This is a genomic window from Nocardia arseniciresistens (genome assembly GCF_046764875.1).
Taxonomy (GTDB): Bacteria; Actinomycetota; Actinomycetes; order Mycobacteriales; family Mycobacteriaceae; genus Nocardia; species Nocardia arseniciresistens.
Map to the genome: position 1 here is coordinate 631089 of NZ_JBKORD010000001.1, position 17454 is coordinate 648542.

The 17454-nt window shown below is 66.4% G+C and carries 21 protein-coding genes; 12 read left to right on the forward strand and 9 right to left on the reverse strand.

The window, feature by feature from the left end:
* Nucleotides 1-123 precede the first annotated feature (123 nt).
* The 5 genes from ACLMAJ_RS02905 to ACLMAJ_RS02925 are packed head-to-tail and all read left to right on the forward strand — an operon-like array spanning nt 124 to nt 5216.
* Nucleotides 124-3027 carry a sensor histidine kinase gene (locus tag ACLMAJ_RS02905; RefSeq protein WP_412011859.1) on the forward strand — a complete coding sequence of 968 codons (2904 nt, stop codon included), beginning with the start codon at nt 124-126 and terminating at the stop codon, nt 3025-3027.
* A complete protein-coding gene (locus ACLMAJ_RS02910) occupies nt 3024-3431 on the forward strand; it encodes a roadblock/LC7 domain-containing protein (protein ID WP_412011860.1) in 408 nt (135 codons plus the stop codon). Before ACLMAJ_RS02905 ends, ACLMAJ_RS02910 begins: the two co-directional genes overlap by 4 nt.
* 7 nt (nt 3432-3438) lie before the next feature.
* Nucleotides 3439-3813: a DUF742 domain-containing protein gene (locus tag ACLMAJ_RS02915; protein ID WP_412011861.1), complete on the forward strand. Its 375-nt coding sequence runs from the start codon at nt 3439-3441 to the stop codon at nt 3811-3813.
* Nucleotides 3794-4417 carry a GTP-binding protein gene (locus ACLMAJ_RS02920; protein ID WP_412011862.1) on the forward strand — a complete coding sequence of 208 codons (624 nt, stop codon included), beginning with the start codon at nt 3794-3796 and terminating at the stop codon, nt 4415-4417. The genes ACLMAJ_RS02915 and ACLMAJ_RS02920 overlap by 20 nt, the downstream gene beginning before the upstream one ends.
* Nucleotides 4410-5216 carry an MHYT domain-containing protein gene (locus ACLMAJ_RS02925; RefSeq protein ID WP_412011863.1) on the forward strand — a complete coding sequence of 269 codons (807 nt, stop codon included), beginning with the start codon at nt 4410-4412 and terminating at the stop codon, nt 5214-5216. The genes ACLMAJ_RS02920 and ACLMAJ_RS02925 overlap by 8 nt, the downstream gene beginning before the upstream one ends.
* A gap of 60 nt (nt 5217-5276) precedes the next feature.
* Here ACLMAJ_RS02925 and ACLMAJ_RS02930 read toward each other — a convergent pair whose 3' ends face one another.
* Nucleotides 5277-6089 (reverse strand): VOC family protein, encoded by an 813-nt coding sequence (locus ACLMAJ_RS02930; RefSeq protein WP_412011864.1) that lies wholly within the window; start codon nt 6087-6089, stop codon nt 5277-5279.
* Nucleotides 6090-6421: 332 nt separating this feature from the next.
* On the opposite strand from ACLMAJ_RS02930, the gene ACLMAJ_RS02935 reads away from it, so the two are divergent.
* Both ACLMAJ_RS02935 and ACLMAJ_RS02940 read left to right on the forward strand, forming a co-directional pair.
* On the forward strand, nt 6422-6859 hold the full coding sequence (locus ACLMAJ_RS02935; RefSeq protein WP_412011865.1) for a hypothetical protein: 438 nt from the start codon (nt 6422-6424) through the stop codon (nt 6857-6859).
* Nucleotides 6860-7298: 439 nt separating this feature from the next.
* On the forward strand, nt 7299-7523 hold the full coding sequence (locus ACLMAJ_RS02940; RefSeq protein ID WP_412011866.1) for a hypothetical protein: 225 nt from the start codon (nt 7299-7301) through the stop codon (nt 7521-7523).
* 82 nt (nt 7524-7605) lie between these two features.
* Here the strand turns inward: ACLMAJ_RS02940 and rpmF are convergent, their stop codons facing one another.
* Genes rpmF through mrf form a run of 3 tightly spaced genes read right to left on the reverse strand, consistent with a single transcriptional unit; the run spans nt 7606 to nt 9372 of the window.
* Complete coding sequence (gene rpmF, locus ACLMAJ_RS02945; protein ID WP_412011867.1) at nt 7606-7779, reverse strand: 50S ribosomal protein L32; 174 nt, start codon at nt 7777-7779, stop codon at nt 7606-7608.
* Between the two features lies 1 nt (nt 7780).
* The gene (locus tag ACLMAJ_RS02950) at nt 7781-8062 is read right to left on the reverse strand and encodes a type B 50S ribosomal protein L31 (RefSeq protein WP_412011868.1); all 282 of its coding nucleotides are present in this window, start codon (nt 8060-8062) and stop codon (nt 7781-7783) included.
* Nucleotides 8059-9372, reverse strand: coding sequence for a ribosome hibernation factor-recruiting GTPase MRF (mrf, locus tag ACLMAJ_RS02955; RefSeq protein ID WP_412011869.1), 1314 nt, complete (start codon nt 9370-9372; stop codon nt 8059-8061). The genes ACLMAJ_RS02950 and mrf overlap by 4 nt, the downstream gene beginning before the upstream one ends.
* A gap of 101 nt (nt 9373-9473) precedes the next feature.
* Between mrf and rpmB the strand changes: the two genes are divergently transcribed.
* From rpmB to ACLMAJ_RS02980, 5 genes are all read left to right on the forward strand, one after another.
* Nucleotides 9474-9710, forward strand: coding sequence for a 50S ribosomal protein L28 (rpmB, locus tag ACLMAJ_RS02960; RefSeq protein ID WP_412011870.1), 237 nt, complete (start codon nt 9474-9476; stop codon nt 9708-9710).
* Nucleotides 9711-9721: 11 nt separating this feature from the next.
* Nucleotides 9722-9892, forward strand: a complete 171-nt coding sequence (gene rpmG / locus ACLMAJ_RS02965) for a 50S ribosomal protein L33 (protein WP_412011871.1) — start codon at nt 9722-9724, stop codon at nt 9890-9892.
* The gene (gene rpsN / locus ACLMAJ_RS02970; RefSeq protein ID WP_412011872.1) at nt 9892-10197 is read left to right on the forward strand and encodes a 30S ribosomal protein S14; all 306 of its coding nucleotides are present in this window, start codon (nt 9892-9894) and stop codon (nt 10195-10197) included. Before rpmG ends, rpsN begins: the two co-directional genes overlap by 1 nt.
* A gap of 34 nt (nt 10198-10231) precedes the next feature.
* Complete coding sequence (gene rpsR / locus ACLMAJ_RS02975; protein ID WP_412011873.1) at nt 10232-10486, forward strand: 30S ribosomal protein S18; 255 nt, start codon at nt 10232-10234, stop codon at nt 10484-10486.
* A gap of 131 nt (nt 10487-10617) precedes the next feature.
* Nucleotides 10618-11070, forward strand: coding sequence for a hypothetical protein (locus tag ACLMAJ_RS02980; RefSeq protein ID WP_412012030.1), 453 nt, complete (start codon nt 10618-10620; stop codon nt 11068-11070).
* Nucleotides 11071-11144: 74 nt separating this feature from the next.
* Here ACLMAJ_RS02980 and purH read toward each other — a convergent pair whose 3' ends face one another.
* From purH to sucD, 5 genes are all read right to left on the reverse strand, one after another.
* Nucleotides 11145-12722: a bifunctional phosphoribosylaminoimidazolecarboxamide formyltransferase/IMP cyclohydrolase gene (gene purH / locus ACLMAJ_RS02985; protein ID WP_412011874.1), complete on the reverse strand. Its 1578-nt coding sequence runs from the start codon at nt 12720-12722 to the stop codon at nt 11145-11147.
* Nucleotides 12719-13351: a phosphoribosylglycinamide formyltransferase gene (purN, locus tag ACLMAJ_RS02990; RefSeq protein WP_412011875.1), complete on the reverse strand. Its 633-nt coding sequence runs from the start codon at nt 13349-13351 to the stop codon at nt 12719-12721. The genes purH and purN overlap by 4 nt, the downstream gene beginning before the upstream one ends.
* Nucleotides 13352-13450: 99 nt before the next feature.
* Entirely contained in the window at nt 13451-15037 is a 1587-nt protein-coding gene (locus ACLMAJ_RS02995; RefSeq protein WP_412011876.1) for a cell division protein PerM, read from the reverse strand.
* Nucleotides 15038-15127: 90 nt separating this feature from the next.
* A complete protein-coding gene (locus tag ACLMAJ_RS03000) occupies nt 15128-16228 on the reverse strand; it encodes a DUF5336 domain-containing protein (RefSeq protein ID WP_412011877.1) in 1101 nt (366 codons plus the stop codon).
* Nucleotides 16229-16520: 292 nt separating this feature from the next.
* Nucleotides 16521-17435, reverse strand: coding sequence for a succinate--CoA ligase subunit alpha (gene sucD / locus ACLMAJ_RS03005; protein WP_412011878.1), 915 nt, complete (start codon nt 17433-17435; stop codon nt 16521-16523).
* Between the last annotated feature and the right edge of the window lie 19 nt (nt 17436-17454).

Here is a 17454-nt window from a genome sequence, read left to right on the forward strand (position 1 = left end):
TCTGCGCGGTATGTTCCCTGCGGTAAAAAGAAGACCTCTAGTTGGTTCTCAGCGGGTTGAATCAAAACCGAACAGCCACGCGCCATCCGGGGGCCACTCGTGAAGCGGAGGCAACGGAAGCGGATGGAAGCTGCACCGCGGTCCTGGCAATTCAGCCTGTCCAACTGGTCAGTCACTCGCAAGGTCGGCATCGTACTGGTACTCCCGGTACTGCTGGCAACCGTGTTCGCCGTGCTCCGCATCAACAACGAGCTACGCACTATGTCGCAGCTGGACGCGGCGACCGAACAGGTCATCATCATCCGCCCGATCGCCAAGTTCGGCACGGCGACCGAGCAACTCGCGATCGCGTCGACCTCATCGTCGGGCAACATCACCGACCCTGCCACAGACGCCGCGCTGAGAAAATTCGATGAGGCGCTCGCCGACCTCGAGACCGCGACGCACACCTCCAAGGTGACCAATCGCGTCAACGCCGAGCTCGCCTCGGCCATCGCCACCGGCACGACCATGCGCAACAGCCTGCGTAACGGATCGCCGACGATGGTCGCCGAACAGGCCGACGAGATCGCGGTACGCATCGGCAATGCCTTCGCGAACTCGCCCCCGGTCGAGGACCTCGTCATCTCGCGATACTTCCTGCAGGTGAGTGCGATCCAGACCGCACGAAGGGTGCTCACCCAGCAGCGCATGGTGATCGAAGCTCCGGAGGCGTCCCGCAATCCGGGCGTGCGACCGCGGGTGCTCACCTCGGCGGGCGCCGAGATGACCATGCTCAACACCTACGGGGTCACCCTCCCCGACAACGTTGCCAACATGCGCCCGATGCTGGATGCCGTCTCGGACCGTATCGCCGCCTTCAGCCAGAACGCGGGCGATCCGACGTCGAATCCCGTTGTGCTCGACTCCCTCCACACCAGCGCCGATCTCTACGAAAAGACCACAACCCAGCTGACCAACACCGTCGACAAAGCTCTCGCCAACCGCACCACCGAGGCACAGACCAGCGCGCTGCGTGAAACCACCATCGTTATCGGCATGCTGCTCGCGGGTCTCGCGCTCGCGCTCGCCGTCGCGCGCACCCTGGTCGTCCCGGTCCGCAGGCTACGGCGCGACGCACTGGAGGTCGCGCACGTCAAGCTGCCGGAGGAGCTCGCGGTGGTGCGCAGCGGCGGTGCCACACCGGAGATCACACCGGTCGCCGTGCACACCACCGACGAGGTCGGCCAGTTGGCACGAGCCGTCGACGAAATCCATGAACAGGCGCTGAATCTGGCGGCCGAGCAGGCCCGGCTGCGACTGCAGATCGGGAACATGTTCGAAACCCTTTCGCGCCGTAGCCAGTCGCTCGTCGAGCAACAACTCGCACTGATCGAGGACCTGGAGCACGACGAGGACAACGGTGAACGGCTACAGAGCCTGTTTCGTCTCGATCACCTCGCAACCCGTATGCGCCGCAACGGTGACAACCTGCTCGTGCTGGCGGGCACGGCGCTGCGCCGTGGTCAGCTGCACCCGGTGCCGCTGTCGGACATGCTGTGGAGCGCGGTTTCTCAGGTCGAGGATTACCAGCGGGTCGAGATCGGCGCGGTCCCGGACGGCATCGTGGCAGGCGAGCCCGCGGTCGATATCGAGCACCTGCTCGCCGAGCTGATCGACAATGCGCTGCGCTACTCGCCACCGACAACACCGGTCGCGGTGATGGTCGCGCGCGCGGTGGACGGCGGCTACCTGATCGAGATCACCGACCGCGGCCTCGGCATGAGTCTCGAAGATCTACAGGCGACCAACGACCGGCTTGCCTCGGGTGGCGAGGTCACCGTCGAAACCGCCCGTCGCATGGGCCTTTTCGTCGTCGGACGACTCGCGAAGCGGCACACCATCACCGTCAGCCTGCGCCGCACCTCGACGATGGCGCAGCAGCCGGGCATCACCGCGAGCGTGCATCTACCCGGTGTGCTCGTCGCGCCGTCGATGGATCCGGAGCCGACCCAAAAGGGGCTCGAACCCCCGACCACGCCCACGCTGCCCGCCGCGCCGGCCCAGCAACCGCGCACGCTGGTACCGGTGCCGAGCCTGCCGCAGCGCGAGCCGGCACGCTTCACCAGTTCCGGACTACCGCAACGACGTGCGGCCATCAGGGTGGCCGACACCGCCGAGCAGTCCGCCGTTCCAGAGCCCGAGGCCGACGACGCCGAGCCACTGCCGGATATGTTCGCCGAACATCCGGTCGAGGCCCCGGAGCTCGATCTGCCGAGGGTCGCGCCGTTCGGCCCGTCCAGTTCCGCGTCGAACAGGTCGACGGGACCATCGAACGTCTCCTCCGTCGACGAAGACACCCAGGCCTGGCCCGTCTTCGACACCGGCACCTTTGCCGCCATCGACGAGTCGACACCCGCCGCCGATATCGAACCGCAGGTGCCGCTCGGCGCCACCGCGGATACGTGGACCGAGGACAACGCCGGTTCGTGGTCCGAGGAAGACGCGGATACCTGGGACGAGGATGACGCCCTCGTGTCGACAGGTGTCGTTTCGAGCGACCCGCGAGCAACAACCAGCGCCCCCGACCCGACCGGCGGCAAAGAGCCGGTGACGGTATCGGCGGGTGCGCGGCCGTCTCCCGCCAAGAAGCCCGCGACCACACCGGATTCCGGACCGGCCACCTCGAGCCGTTTACAGCCGGTGGCAGGCGAAACACCGACGCCGATCTACCAACGGATGGTCTCGGAGTGGCTGGTCGAACCCGCGACGACCACACAGCATTCGGACGCGGCATGGTCCTCACCCGCGGCGGACGCGGGCTGGCTGGCCGCCGAGGACGCGGCCAGGCCGACCACCACCTCCCGCACCTCCGGCGGCCTGCCGATCAGGCGCCCTGGAGCGCAGTTGGTGCCCGGTGGTCTGGTGCCGGACGAAGACGCGGCAGCTCGTGATCCGGACGAAATCAGGAGCAGCCTCACCAGGCATCTCAGTGGGGTCCGCAGTGGGCGGGCCGATGCCCAGTACAACGACGGAGGGCTTGGATGACCAACGCGAACAGCACCACCGATGAAAACCTGAACTGGCTGGTCACCCGCTTCACCCGGGATGTGCCGGGGGTATCGCACGCGGTGCTTGTGTCTGCGGACGGCCTGCTGCAGGCGACCAGTCCACATCTACCCAGCGATAGAGCCGAGCAGCTTGCCGCGGTAACCGCGGGCCTTGCCAGTTTGTCGGCGGGTGCCGCGCACCTGTTCGACGGCGGCAAGGTGATGCAATCGATCGTGGAGATGCAGCGCGGCTACCTGCTGGTGATGAGTATCGGCAACGGCTCGCACCTTGCCGTGCTCGCCAACAAGTCGCATGACATCGGCCGGATCGGCTATGAAATGGCCCTGCTGGTCGACCGAGTGGGCACGGCGGTCACCGCGACCGCCCGCACCGCCGTCTGAGGGTGAGATGTCCAGCCCGAACGGACCAGGACAACATCGACCGGCAACCCGCGTCAGACCATATGCGCTGACCTCCGGGCGTACCGAGCCCGCGGTCGACCTGCCGCTAGAGGCTGTCATCGAAACCCTGTCCTACACTGCACATCTCGACTGGTCGACAGGAGATCTTCGTACCGAGATCCTGCGGCTGGGCACGCACCGTCTTTCGGTCGCCGAGATCGCCGCACACCTGGACCGCCCACTCGGAATGGTGCGGGTCATGGTCGGCGATCTGGTCGTCGACGGACACTTGAGGGTGCATTCGACACTGACAGAAGAGGCGAGTTTTGACGAGCGCCGTTCACTGATGGAGAGGACTTTGCGTGGACTCCGCGCGTTATAACAACCTCGCACCCAACGATGCCGATTCCCGCGTCGCATCGACGAAAATTGTTGTCGCAGGCGGCTTCGGAGCAGGCAAGACCACCTTTGTCGGCGCGGTCTCGGAGATCGTCCCGCTGCGGACCGAGGCGATGGTCACCCGCTTCTCCGACGGGATCGACGATCTCGCCGACACCCCGGAGAAGGAAACAACCACGGTCGCCATGGATTTCGGGCGGATCGTGCTGCCGGGCAACCTGGTGCTCTATCTGTTCGGCACTCCTGGCCAGCGCCGCTTCTGGTTCATGTGGGACGACCTGATCCGTGGCGCCATCGGTGCGGTCGTACTGATCGACACCAGGCGACTCGAGGACAGCTTCGCGGCCGTCGACTTCTTCGAGGCGCGCAAGCTGCCGTTCCTGATCGCGGTCAACCGCTTCCCCGATGCCCCTCGCTTCCCGATCGCCGAACTGCGCGAGGCGCTTTCGGTCCGGGAGGGCGTGCCGATCGTCGATATCGACGCCCGCAACGCCATGGAGGTGCGTCAGGCACTCGCGGCGGTGACCGAGTACGCAATCGCCCAGCTGAAGGCCTCAGAACTGGAAGGATCTGCCTCACATGCATGAGGTCCGGTTGTTCTCACTCGGGAACAACGGTGCTGTGGACCAATTCTCGATGGGGTACTGGATCGCGGCGCTCTCGTTGGGGATTTCGGTTCTCGGCGCGGTTGTCGGGGTGGCCTGCATCCTGCACGGCGCGCGTTCGAGTCGCTTCCGACTGGTGTGGCTTGCCTCTGGCGCGGTCGCGGTCGGCGGCGTCGGGATCTGGCTTGCCACGTCAGTGGTGCTGCTGGGGGTGCATATACCCGGCAGCGATGTGCGTTTCGAGGCGGGCAGCCTGATCTCCTCGATGATCGCGGCCTTCGTCGCGGTGTTCGCCGCGCTGGTGATCATCGGGCGCACCATGCAGCTACCGCGCCTGATCCCCGGCGGGGTTGTCATGGGGCTGGGCACCGGGCTGTCGCTCTATCTCGGCATCGGGTCGATCCGGGTCCAGGGCTCGGTCGAGATTTCGCCGCTGCTCGCGACCGTGTCGGTGGTGGTCGCCATCATCACCGCGACCGCGACGCTGTGGTCCATTCAGTCCTTCCACTTTCCGATGGCGAGGGCGGCGACGACGCTGCTGTTCGGCATCGGGGTAGCGGCCGTGTACTACGCCGGTATCGCCGCGATCGAGCTCACCATTGATCCGGACGCGAAGGCGCCCAGCGGGCTGCCCCTGTTCGATTTCGTCTTCCCCATGTTCGTCATCGGGTCGCTTGCCATGACCGTGCCGATCACCGCGGTGCTGGTCGCCCCCGACCGGCGCGACACGGCGGCGATCATCGCGACAAGGCGGCGGGTCGAGCTCGAAGCGGCGCACTGATTCGCCTCCCGCCCGGCCGAGCCCGGGCGGGAGGCGACTGCGCTCAGCTCTTCGGTGTGCTCAGCTCTTCGGCGGGGCCATCTCACCGACCGTTCGGCTCGGATCGATGATGCCGAACTGCTCGCCCTGCGGCGCCGCGATGATGGCCGAACGCCCGACCGGTGAGTCCGTCGCGGGCTGTAGCACCGAGCCGCCCAGTTCGAGTGCCTTGGCGATGCCCGCATCGACATCGTCGAACTGGAACCACACCAGCCAGTAGTCCGGCATCGACTCGCCCATCGTGGCCGAATCATCGCTCAGTCCGCCGACACCTTCGGTCCGGCCCGGCGGGGTGAACATCAGATACTCGCTGCCGTCCATGTCGAAATCGGTGTAACCGAAGCCGAATACGTCGGCATAGAACTTCTTCGCCGCCGGCAGGTGGCTGGTACGCAGCTCGTTCCAGACGTAGGCACCGTGCTCGTTGTAGACCGCGGCACCGTTGTGTGCCTTCGCCTGCCATACCGCGAAGGCCGCGCCGCTCGGGTCGGCGCCGACGAACATCCTGCCGAACTCCATGACGTCGAAGGTCGGGACAATCAATTGGCCGCCGGCCGCAACCACGGCCTCGGCGCTCGCATCGGCGTCCGCGACCGCGAAGTAGGTCGTCCAGACCGCGGGCATCCCCGGCATGGCGTCGGGCTTGGGCCCGATCCCCGCCACGGCCGCGCCGGACTTCGCCGCCATCAGATAGCCGCCCGAGTCCGGGCCGCCGTCCTGGATTTCCCAACCGAACAACTGCGCGTAGAACTCACTGGCCTTGGCAGGATCGTCGACCTGACAGTCGATCCAGGCGGGCGTCCCAGGTTGCCAGACCTCGTTGCGTATGGGCATCGACATCTCCGTTTCGATGAGTTTCGGTATCGACAAACGGCCGTGCAATCGCCTCTTCACAACTCCGCGGTGTTCACACCATTCCGGCGACCACGCGAGCCACCCCTAGTCAACCAGCACGGACCGACAGTTTTCGCGTGTTCGGTAATGCCGCCGTTTTCCGTGACCGACCGTCTTACAGTGAGAGGCATGCGCTTCGGTAGACGCGCATGGCCGGAGCGAAGCCGGAGGTACGCCTACCTCGACGGTGCCGCGACCGTGCTCGGCGCCGCGAATGTCGGTGTATACGGTGGGTATTGGTCGGGGATTTCGTCGTACAGGAGGAACCGGACGTGACGCCGGAACAAGAGGCAGTGCTGCGCGATATCCAGATCCAGCTGCGCGGACCGGGGCTTGCCGGCTGGCCACAGTTGGGCACCGACGCCGATGGTCACAGTCTGACCCTGGTCGACGGGCTCGCCGCGGCGCTGCACCGCATCGATGACCTGGAGCGCGAGTCGAACGGATTGCGAACGCAGGTGGACGAATTGCGCACCGAGATAAGCGAACTCGAGGCCACGACGGCCGAGCTGGTCGACGAGGTCGAGCGGTTGAACGGGTCGCACTGGCCGTGGCCGTTGTCGCTGATCGAAGGGCCTGCGGCGCTCGTCGGGGAGCAGCTGGCGCGATTGGAGTCGTTGTTGCCGGTTTTGCCCGGTTTGCCCGGCCATGCCGACTCGACACCGGCTCGTGGCGCGCGAGTCACAGCGAAAAGTGAGTCAGAAGAGTGAATCGGCCGATGTGGCCTGAAGTTTGGCGATGAGCGGGTTCTCTCGGGGGTCCAGGAGAACCCGCCCTCTCGGAAGAGGCTACCGGCGCTCGAGCACGAAATCATCACTTCCCGGGGACTTTTACGGCTACCAAAAACCAACCCTCAGTACGTATTTCACCTGATAGCTACCTCATCGCAATCGACTCTTGAGGAAGATTACCATGTGACGTAGAACATACAGGTAGCTAATCGCTTGCCACGCGTCGCGCAAGACGCTGACCTGGACTTCTCACACGGGGCCATGTCATCTAAGTCGGTCAAATGACCTGGAAAGACGAACCGACCCGCCCGTTCACCACCCATGGCAGCACCGATCGAGTTATCGTCGGCTGGCACAGAGCGCTCGGCGGGGCGGTGCCTTGCCTCGGCGCAACTCGTTCCCATCCGAAGGAGTTCGTATGGCTGTCAACGTGGTGCTCGACAAGGCTCTCGACAAGGCGTACGAGAACAAATCGCTCGCGGACATCCTGGCCGCGCCGCCCTCGGCACTGGCAGGCTTGACCGAAGCGCACGACAAGCAGCTGCTGGAAGCCCTGAAGATCAAGACGATCGCCGACCTCGGCAACAACAAGTTCTTCCGGCTCGCCGCGACCCTGGCGGACCTTGCCGCGAAGGAAGGCTGACGCTCGAAACGGCCAGTGGGCCGACGGGGGTTCCCGCCGGCCCACTGCTGTTCGGGCACAAGCCGTTCGAGACGGACCGCAGTCAGATCCGATCGAGATCGATGAGCCCTCGTCGCACCGCTTGAAGCAACCGGCGCGGCACCTTGTGCACCACGCCACCGACATCGACCGGCACCAGATCCGGTGGCGTCGCCTTCCACTGCGCACGACGGCTGCGGGTATTCGATCGCGACATCTTGCGCTTCGGGACCGCCATGTCAGCCCTCCCCTCGTCCGGGCTGGGACGTGTCCTTGGCCCGCTTGCCGTACTTGCGCTCGAACTTTTCCACCCGGCCCTGGGTGTCCATCACGCGATTCGCTCCGGTCCAGAACGGGTGCGAATCGGACGTCACATCCACCATGAGCAGCGGGTAGGTATTACCGTCGGACCACTCCACCGTCCGCGTGCTGGTCGAGGTGGACCTGGTCAGAAACTGTTTGCCGGTGCTCGAATCCTCGAACACCACCGGGTGGTAGTCCGGATGTATTCCGGTCTTCATCTTCCTTCTCCTCTCGGGCTTTTCCCTTGTCCCGCACTGCCTTCCACGGGCCGACCGGTCGCTTCCCCGGTCTCACACGGGTCGCTGTGCCATTCGCCGAACGGGTCTTCCCACTGCGCGACCAGTTCGGGCGCGCGTTCCAGTAGGCGTAGTTCGTCGTCCTCGACCAGCGCCCAGTGCAGGGCCTGGCGGATCTCGGCCGGGTCGGCGTCGTGCACCAGGATCACCAGCGAGATGTCACGGTCGCCGAACGTGTCGTCCCAGCGCAGCGCGGCCAACGCCCGCCGCGTCGGATCAGCGCTTGCCAGCTCCGAGTTGCCCATCGCGGCCAGCCACGGACCAGCACCGCCGACCCGAAGACCGCCGCCCGCCGACTCCAGCCACACCACCTCGTCGGACTGGGTGGCCAGCCACATGCGTCCGCGCGCGGTCACCACGCCGTCGAACAGCACGTCGAGCGCTTCGTGCAGGCGCACCGGATGGAAGGGGCGGCTCGCGGAAAATTCCATCAGCGTGACCCCGTGCTCGGTGCCGAGCGGCGGTTGCCCACGCAGCAGCGGCGCGTGTGCGTCGAAGACCCTGCCGCGCCGCGAGTCCTCGGGTATCCGCGTGAGCACGGCCTCGATCTCCTCGGAGTCGAGGCTGCCATGGTCGGCGACCGATGCGACCGGCGCGCCGGGCACCAGCCTGGCCAGCACGGCGTCGAGGCGGGCCCGCTCCAGCGGATCGTCCTGACGACCGAGTGCCACAACCGCATCCGCGAACTCGACCTGACCGACGGCGAGTTGCGCGACCGTCCGTTCGTCATCCGCGGTGGCGAGCCCGCGTTCGGCGAGGGTCTCCTCGCTCGTCGCATCGGCGAGCCAGTCCGCGACCTCCAAGCAGGTCACCACGGCCGCCACCCGCACATCACGCCCGGCCGGACCGTCCACCCTGCCGACGATGCCGCTGACGACGACATTCTCGATCGCCTGGCAGACCGCTTCGGCCTCGAACGCGGGATCGAGCGCAAGCACGATGCGCCGCACCGAATCTCGCGCGGCCAACGTGCACAGCAGTGGCAACAGATCCATCCGCAGCGTGCAGGACACACAGCCGTGCGCGAGTTCGAGCACCGCGGAGGTCTGCTGCTCGCCGGTGCGCACTGTTCGATGCACGATGCCCTCGCGCAGTTCACTCAGGTCGTGCCGGATCGTCACGGTACCGAGCGCCGCGCGTAGCGCCTCGGCCGCGCTATCTACCCCGGCCGTCGCGCGCCCGGAGCACCCGGCGATCACCACGACGGGCGTTCTCCGGTCGGACTCGATCACCGGAACCCCTTTCGACAACGATTTTCATTTACCGAAGACCGACGGTACATTGTTGAGCAGTCGTTGTCGAAAATGATTTTCATCTACCGGAGGGAGCGCACATGTCGGCGCATTGCCAGGTCACCGGGCGCAAGCCGGGATTCGGCAAGTCCGTATCGCACTCGCACAAGCGGACCAACCGGCGCTGGAACCCCAATATCCAGCGCAAGACCTACTACCTGTCCAGCGAGGGTCGGCGCGTGACGCTGACCGTCTCGACCAAGGGCATCAAGACCATCGACCGGGACGGGATCGAAGCCGTTGTCGCTCGGATCCGGGCCCGAGGCGACAAAATCTGAGAGGAACACCCATGGCATCCAAGTCGACCGAGCTCCGGCCGATCATCAAACTGAAATCCACTGCGGGAACCGGCTATACGTACGTCACCAGGAAGAATCGGCGCAACGATCCGGACAGGATGGTGCTGCGCAAATACGACCCCGTTGTCCGCAGGCACGTCGATTTCCGCGAGGAACGCTGATGGCGAAGAAGTCGAAGATCGCGCGCAACGAACAGCGCAAGGAGATCGTCGCGCGCTACGCCACCCGGCGCGCCGAACTGAAGGAACTGATCCGGAACCCGGCCACTTCCGACGCCGACCGGGCCGTCGCGCAGTCGGCGCTACAACGGCTGCCGCGCGATGCGAGTCCGGTACGATTACGCAATCGGGACGCCGCGGACGGACGACCGCGCGGTCACCTCCGGAAGTTCGGACTCTCCCGTGTGCGAGTGCGCGAGATGGCCCATCGGGGCGAACTGCCCGGTGTGCGCAAATCGAGCTGGTAGACAACCACTGTTCTCGTGAGAAGGAACCCCTCATATGGCAGTCAAGCGAGCACCGTCGAAAAAGGTCCGCGCCGAGCAGAACCGCAAACCCAAGAAGAACCCGCTCATCGCCGCGGGCATAGAGACCGTCGACTACAAAGACGTGAACCTGCTGCGCCAATTCATCTCCGATCGCGGCAAAATCCGCAATCGCAGGGTCACCGGGCTCACCCCACAGCAACAGCGCCAGGTCGCAGTCGCGGTGAAGAACGCCCGCGAAATGGCGTTACTCCCCTTCACCAGCCGGTAGACGACCTCCCACGAGCATGACGAGGGCTCCCGAAGTATTACTTCGGGGCCATTGTCGTACTGCAATACGGCCTACCGGATGGTCAGCACTGGCAACCGGCATAGTCAACTAGGGTGATGCCCATGTCTCGGATGTCGGGCGCGCGCCCCGCTGCTGCTGCCGCAGTTCTGCTCGTCGGCCTCGCTGTCGCAGGATGTGGCGGCTCCGATGACGAAGGCGGACAACAGAAAACGACCACTACAACGACATCGGCACCGACCACACCCACCGAAGAGACCGGCGGAAACTCCGGTAACTCCTTCGTCGCCGATCCGACCATCGTCGGCGCCCGTCCGATTCCATTCGCCTCGTGGACCCGGGTGGCCGATGATCGGATCGCGGTGAACTTCCAGACCGGCGCGCCCGAGTGCTACGGCGTGGACGCCACCGTGAAGGAAACCGATTCGACGGTCACCATCGAATTGCGGTCCGGCACCCGTGCCGATGCGGTCGGGCGGATGTGCACCATGATCGCGGTGTTCGGCACGCTGGAGGTGCCGCTGCAGGCTCCGCTCGGAAATCGCCAGGTCCTCAGCGCCGTATAGCATCGTCGCGCAATGCGTCCCGAATACACAAGAGGACGGACCCGAAGGCCCGTCCTCTTCGTGTAGTACTCGACTCAGTGTGCGAAGTGCCGAGAACCCGTGAGGTACAGGGTAACCCCGGCTTCACGAGCCAGGTCGACGGTGTCCTGATCACGGACCGAGCCGCCCGGCTGCACGATCGCGCGGACGCCGGCCTGGATGAGGTGCTGCGGACCATCCGAGAAGGGGAAGTACGCGTCCGAGGCCGCGACCGAGCCCTTGGCACGATCTCCGGCGCGCTGCACGGCAAGGCCGACCGCGTCGACCCGGTTCACCTGGCCCATGCCGACACCGACCGAAGCGCCGTTGTGCGCGAGCAGGATGGCATTCGACTTCACGGCACGGCAAGCGCGCCAAGCGAATTCAAGATCCGCGAGGGTCTCGGCATCGGCGGCCTCGCCGGCGACAAGCGTCCAGTTCTCCGGATCATCGCCCGCCGCGTCCAGGATGTCGCGCTGTTGCAGCAGTGCGCCACCGCTGATCGGACGCAGTTCGCCACCCGCCCGCTGCGGCGCTGTGGCGCTCAGAATGCGGACATTCTTCTTACGCTGCAACACCGCGACGGCACCGTCGGCGTAGGAAGGAGCGACGATCACTTCGGTGAAGATCTCGGCGACCTGCTCGGCCATTTCGACGGTGACCTCACGATTGGCCGCGATCACCCCGCCGTAGGCGCTGACCGGATCACACGCGTGCGCCTTGCGGTGCGCCTCGGCGATGTCGGCGCCGATCGCAATGCCACAGGGGTTGGCGTGCTTGACGATTGCCACCGCGGGAGCGGTGTGGTCGTAAGCGGCCCGCCAGGCGGCGTCGGCATCGGTGTAGTTGTTGTACGACATCTCCTTGCCGTGCAGCTGCTGCGCCTGTGCGAGCCCGACGCGACCGTCATTGTTGACATACAGCGCGGCGCCCTGGTGCGGGTTCTCGCCGTACCGCAGCACCGCGGCCTGCGCCCAGGTGCCACCGAGCCAGCCGGGGAACTGCACGCCGGTCTGCTCGGCCGATACCGCCTCGCCGGGCACGAGCACGTTGGTCATCCAGCTCGCCACCGCGACGTCATAGCTCGCGGTGTGCTGGAATGCCTTGGCCGCCAGCGCGGTCCGCTCGGCGAGTGTGAAACCGCCGGACCCCACCGCAGCGAGCACGTCGCCGTAGTCACCGCTGTCGACGACGACGGCGACCGAAGGATGGTTCTTGGCGGCGGCGCGCACCATCGACGGACCGCCGATATCGATCTGCTCGACGCACTCGTCGGCGGTCGCGCCGCTGGCCACGGTCTCGGTGAACGGGTAGAGGTTCACCACCACCAGCTGGAACGCCTCGACACCCAGCTCCACCAGCTGATCGACGTGTTCGGACTTGCGGGTATCGGCGAGGATGCCCGCGTGCACACGCGGGTGCAGCGTCTTGACGCGACCGTCGAGGGTCTCCGGGAAACCGGTCAGATCCTCGACCTTGGTCACCGGGATACCGGCATCGGCGATCTTGCCCGCGGTCGACCCGGTCGACACGAGCTCGATACCCGCGGCGTGCAACCCGGTCGCGAGCTCGATGAGCCCGGTTTTGTCGTAGACGCTGACCAGCGCCCTACTGATCTGCTTGCGATCACTCACCGAAGTACTCGCTCATCTGGAATTACTGCCTTTCGTCCGTCGGAGACAATGCCTCTGATGGCGACGGCGGCGACAACCTCCGCCAGCAACCGTCGCTCGACAACCTTGATGCGCTCGTGCAGGCTGGCCTCGTCGTCGTCGTCGAGCACCGGCACCGCTTCTTGCGCGAGGATCGGCCCCGTGTCCACGCCGGAGTCGACCAGGTGCACCGTGGAGCCGGTGACGCGGGCACCGTAGGCCAGCGCGTCACGCACACCGTGCGCGCCGGGGAAGGCGGGCAGCAGCGCGGGGTGGGTGTTGATGATCCGGCCGCCGAATCGAGCCATGAAGGCCGGGCCGAGGATCTTCATGAAACCAGCGGAGACGATGAGATCCGGGCGGTACGCGGCGACGGCTTCGGTCAGCGCGACATCCCAGGCGGCGCGGTCGGGAAAGTCTTTGAGTGCCACCCGGAAATCCGGGATACCCGCGGCGGCCGCGTGCTCGGTCGCGGCGCAGTTCCGGTCGACACCGACGGCGACAATATTCGCCGGGTAGTCGGACGCGGACGCGGCAGCGATCAGCGCGCGTAGCAGGGACCCGGTGCCGGAGGCCAGCACCACAACGGTCGCAGGGGCCTTGATTGGCACCCACTGAGCATGCGAGGACGTCAGTGCTCTACTCCTGCGTGTCGGCCGAAAAGGCGGGGCTGCTGGAACGCGGGCGGTGTGACACCGCCGTCCTAGAGCCTAACGACCGTCCACCGGGTCACTTTCCGGCAGGTCCGACTCGACCACTTCGGCATCCACGATGTCCGGGATGGTATCGCCGGCCACCGCCGACCCGCGCTCGGCAAGGGCAGGCTGCTCGTCGACGAGCTCGCCCTCGACTTCTACCTCCAGGTCGGGGCCGTCGTAGTGCTGATATTCGTCGTCGAAATAGTCGTCGTCGGAGTCGTAGTCGTCGGAGTCGTAGTCGTCGGTCGCGTACTCGTCGTGATAGTCGTCATCGGCGTAGCCGTCGTCGTGATAGTCGCGGTATTCGTCATCGGGGTAGTAGTCGTCGTCCGCGTGATATTCCGGACTCGGTGTGCCGACCGGGATGACGAACAGACGGCCGAACACCAGTCCCGCATAGCCCGCGATGGCCAGCCAGAGAAAACTCGCCGCCGCGAACACCGGCAGGTCGAGACCGATCCTGCCGAAGGTGCCGAGCTCGCCGCCCCCGACAGCGCCGAGCAACGCGAGCAGCACGCTGGCAAGACCGGCCGAGGACAGCGTCGCCCATGGAGCGGTGATCCGGTCGGTGGATGTCCGCGCACTGTCCAGCCCGCCGAGCACACCGACGGCTGCCGGAATCAGCAGCAGTACCGGCCACCACCCCGCTGCGGGCCCGGTCGGCACCGCGACAAGCACCGGCACCGCGGGAATCGGCCCGCCTACAACCGAAAACACGCCGACCGACGCGTCGCCGAACTGAGTGCTCGCGCCCATCAGCACGCTTACGGCGTCGACGACGACATTCGGCAGATAGGCGAGCGAGAGCAGCGTCAGCCCGATGACCCCCGCGGCATTGCCTGCCAATTGGTAAGAGTCACCGATCCGGGACACGTGCGCGAGGAATGACACCACGGTGACCGCGGCGGCGCAGGCGAGCAGGCGCACCACGGTCCTGCTCGCACCGAAGATCCCCGCGACGGCCCAGTCCGGCATCCGCAGCAGTGTGAACACCCTGCGTCGATTGCGGCTGGCAAGCCCGGCCGACGCGGCGATCAGGTGCACACCGCCGACCCAGCCGAACGTGGCGAGAGTGTTGGGCGGTTGCAGCGCGATGACTCCGGAGGCATCTTCGGCGACCGCGAGGCAGACCGCCGTGACAAGCAGCGGCCCGGCCAGCGCCGCGCCGAGGATCCAGCCGAGATCGGCGCGACCGCTGTTGGGCTCCACCGCGCGTGCGCATTCACGTCCGGTCAGCCAGACCAGCAGGCCGGTCGGAAGCAGCGGAAGCAGTCCCAGCGAGGTCTTGCCGATCACCAGCGGAACCTGGTGCGCGGCAAGCCAACCCGCGGCGATCGCACCAGAGGTCCCGGCCAGGCTGCTGCCGGAGGCGAGCAACGTGGCGAGCACGAGGACGATGACGGCGGTCAGTGTGAGAGCCGTCGGACGGGCGGCGACCAACACCAAGACCTTGGCACGTTCCGGAGTCAGCGAGAGAAATCCGTGCTCGTCGCCGTCGCCCGGTGCCGCAGCGGCGCTACGCGACCTGCGCACCGAATAATCCGGCGCGCCACGGGACCCGGTGGCCGGGCGAACAAAAGAGGATTTCGGGGAGCTCATAGAAATTCAGCGTGGCAGCTCCCTCGGCGCGAGCGGGTCAGGCGCGCCGCGCCCGAATGCGATGGGCGCGGCGCCGGGAGAGCGGCGTAACTACTTGTTGTCGTCCGACGGACGGAACGCCTGGGTGGCGTCCGAGGCCGGGTCGGAACCCTGCTCGGTGCCGAACGGCTGGCCCTGCTGGGGCTGCGGCTGGCCCGATTGCGGCTGGCCCTGGCCGTAGCTCGGCGCACCGTACTGCTGCTGACCGGGCTGCGGGGCGCCGAAGTTCTGAGTGGCGCTTTCATCGGGCCGAGGTGTGGCGGCCGGCGAACCGTAGGGCGAACCCTGCTGCGCCGCACCGTATCCGGGCTGCTGGCCGTAGGGCTGCGGCTGGCCGTAGGACTGACCCGGCTGACTCTGCCCGTATGCGGGCTGACCCGGCTGACTCTGCCCGTATGCGGGCTGGCCCGGCTGGCTCTGCCCGTAGGTGGGCTGGCTCGGCTGACTCTGCCCATAGGACGGCTGGCCATAGGTCTGGCCCGGCTGACTCTGCCCGAAGCCGGACTGACCCGGCTGACTCTGGCCGAACGCCGACGGCTGCTGACCGAACCCCGAGGGCTGCTGGCCATAGCCGCCCTGCCCGAAACCACTCGGCGGGCCCTGTGGTGTGGCGGGCTTCGGCGCCGGCGGCGTCAGGATGCCCGCCTCGAACAGCACCGCGGCGATGCCGGCGGCCGCCTGCACTAGGGCGAGGAAGAGCACAACCCATGCGCCCCACTTCAATTCGACCCCGTCGGAGAGGAAGAACGACTGGAACATCAGTCCGAGGAAGCCTGCGACCGAAGCCGCGGCGGCCGCTCCGATCCAGTGCTGCTTCGGCAGCAGCGACAGTCCGGCGAGTATCCCACCGAGCAGCAGCAGCGCGAGCAGCGACGTCAGCGGAACCTCAAAGGAGTTGGCGCTCTCACCCGCGATCTTGGCGCCGGTCACCGGATTGATCCCGTCGCGCGCCGCATAGGGCAGGAACCCGAGCAGGAAGTTCAGCACGCCGAGGCCCGCGACGGATGCCGTCAGCAGGAACGGCAGGCCCTTGCCGTCGGATCCGGAAGTGCTCGTACTTGTGCCGGTACTACCCGCCGACTGGCCGAGGCTGGAAGGAACGGAGGGCGTCGCGGGTGTGTTGTACCCAGAGCCCCCGGTCGGGTAGGACATGTCGTCGTCTCCTAGGTCGAGTCGTGCGGTTCTAGACGGCTGGATCTCAATTGACGCTACTGCACCGGCCGGGCGAGGTCATCCTTGACGAACCGGCCGGGCGACCTGATCAAGCCTTCCGTGCCTGGTATGGCATGGCGGTCCCGACTCCATAACGATTCGCACCCGGGCCACCAGCGGTGCAGTGGCACGTCCACGACGACAGGCACGCCGTGTCGGGATCGCGCCCGCCGGGTACCGCGAAGGCCGCCTTCCGTGCACCGGAAAGCGGCCTTCGTGCGGTTGCGATGAATCAGGCGGTGATGCTTGCCTTCTCCAGGATCTCGCGGGCAAGCGCTGCGGTCTCGGACGGCGTCTTGCCGACCTTGACGCCTGCGGCCTCGAGCGCGTCCTTCTTCGCCTGGGCGGTGCCCGCCGAGCCGGAGACGATGGCGCCTGCGTGGCCCATGGTCTTGCCCTCGGGGGCGGTGAAGCCCGCGACGTAGCCGACGACCGGCTTGGTGACGTTGGCCTTGATGTAGGCCGCGGCCCGCTCCTCGGCGTCGCCGCCGATCTCGCCGATCATCACGATCAGCTTGGTCTCCGGGTCCTTCTCGAACGCCTCGATGGCGTCGATGTGGGTGGTGCCGATGACCGGGTCGCCGCCGATGCCGATGGCGGTGGAGAAGCCGAAGTCACGAAGTTCGAACATCATCTGGTAGGTCAGCGTGCCGGACTTCGACACCAGACCGACCGGGCCCTTGCCGGTGATGTTGGCCGGAGTGATGCCGACAAGCGACTCGCCGGGGGTGATGATGCCGGGGCAGTTCGGGCCGATGATCCGGGTCTTGTTGCCCTTCTCCACGTTGTAGGCCCACGCGTAGGCGGTGTCCTGCACCGGGATGCCCTCGGTGATGACCACGAGCAGCGGGATCTCCGCGTCGATGGCCTCGATGATGGCGTCCTTGGCGAACTTCGGCGGCACGAACGCGATGGAGACATCCGCGCCGGTTTCCTTGATGGCCTCGGCGACGGTGCCGTAGACCGGCAGCTCGACCGCGGCGCCATCGGAGTCGGTGTGCGCGACGGTGGTGCCCGCCTTGCGCGCGTTGACGCCACCGACGACCTTGGTGCCTGCCTTGAGCATCAGTGCGGTGTGCTTGGTGCCTTCACCGCCGGTGATGCCCTGGACGATGACCTTCGAGTCCTTGTTAAGGAAGATAGACATTTGAGGTTATTCCTTACTT

Bases quoted from the DNA above. Each gene is read 5' to 3' on its own strand.
- ACLMAJ_RS02905 (WP_412011859.1), top strand. From the start codon at position 124: ATGGAAGCTGCACCGCGGTCCTGGCAATTCAGCCTGTCCAACTGGTCA.
- ACLMAJ_RS02910 (WP_412011860.1), top strand. From the start codon at position 3,024: ATGACCAACGCGAACAGCACCACCGATGAAAACCTGAACTGGCTGGTC.
- ACLMAJ_RS02915 (WP_412011861.1), top strand. From the start codon at position 3,439: ATGTCCAGCCCGAACGGACCAGGACAACATCGACCGGCAACCCGCGTC.
- ACLMAJ_RS02925 (WP_412011863.1), top strand. From the start codon at position 4,410: ATGCATGAGGTCCGGTTGTTCTCACTCGGGAACAACGGTGCTGTGGAC.
- ACLMAJ_RS02930 (WP_412011864.1), bottom strand. From the start codon at position 6,089: ATGCCCATACGCAACGAGGTCTGGCAACCTGGGACGCCCGCCTGGATC.
- ACLMAJ_RS02940 (WP_412011866.1), top strand. From the start codon at position 7,299: ATGGCTGTCAACGTGGTGCTCGACAAGGCTCTCGACAAGGCGTACGAG.
- rpmF (WP_412011867.1), bottom strand. From the start codon at position 7,779: ATGGCGGTCCCGAAGCGCAAGATGTCGCGATCGAATACCCGCAGCCGT.
- ACLMAJ_RS02950 (WP_412011868.1), bottom strand. From the start codon at position 8,062: ATGAAGACCGGAATACATCCGGACTACCACCCGGTGGTGTTCGAGGAT.
- rpmB (WP_412011870.1), top strand. From the start codon at position 9,474: ATGTCGGCGCATTGCCAGGTCACCGGGCGCAAGCCGGGATTCGGCAAG.
- rpmG (WP_412011871.1), top strand. From the start codon at position 9,722: ATGGCATCCAAGTCGACCGAGCTCCGGCCGATCATCAAACTGAAATCC.
- rpsN (WP_412011872.1), top strand. From the start codon at position 9,892: ATGGCGAAGAAGTCGAAGATCGCGCGCAACGAACAGCGCAAGGAGATC.
- rpsR (WP_412011873.1), top strand. From the start codon at position 10,232: ATGGCAGTCAAGCGAGCACCGTCGAAAAAGGTCCGCGCCGAGCAGAAC.
- ACLMAJ_RS02980 (WP_412012030.1), top strand. From the start codon at position 10,618: ATGTCGGGCGCGCGCCCCGCTGCTGCTGCCGCAGTTCTGCTCGTCGGC.
- ACLMAJ_RS02995 (WP_412011876.1), bottom strand. From the start codon at position 15,037: ATGAGCTCCCCGAAATCCTCTTTTGTTCGCCCGGCCACCGGGTCCCGT.
- ACLMAJ_RS03000 (WP_412011877.1), bottom strand. From the start codon at position 16,228: ATGTCCTACCCGACCGGGGGCTCTGGGTACAACACACCCGCGACGCCC.
- sucD (WP_412011878.1), bottom strand. From the start codon at position 17,435: ATGTCTATCTTCCTTAACAAGGACTCGAAGGTCATCGTCCAGGGCATC.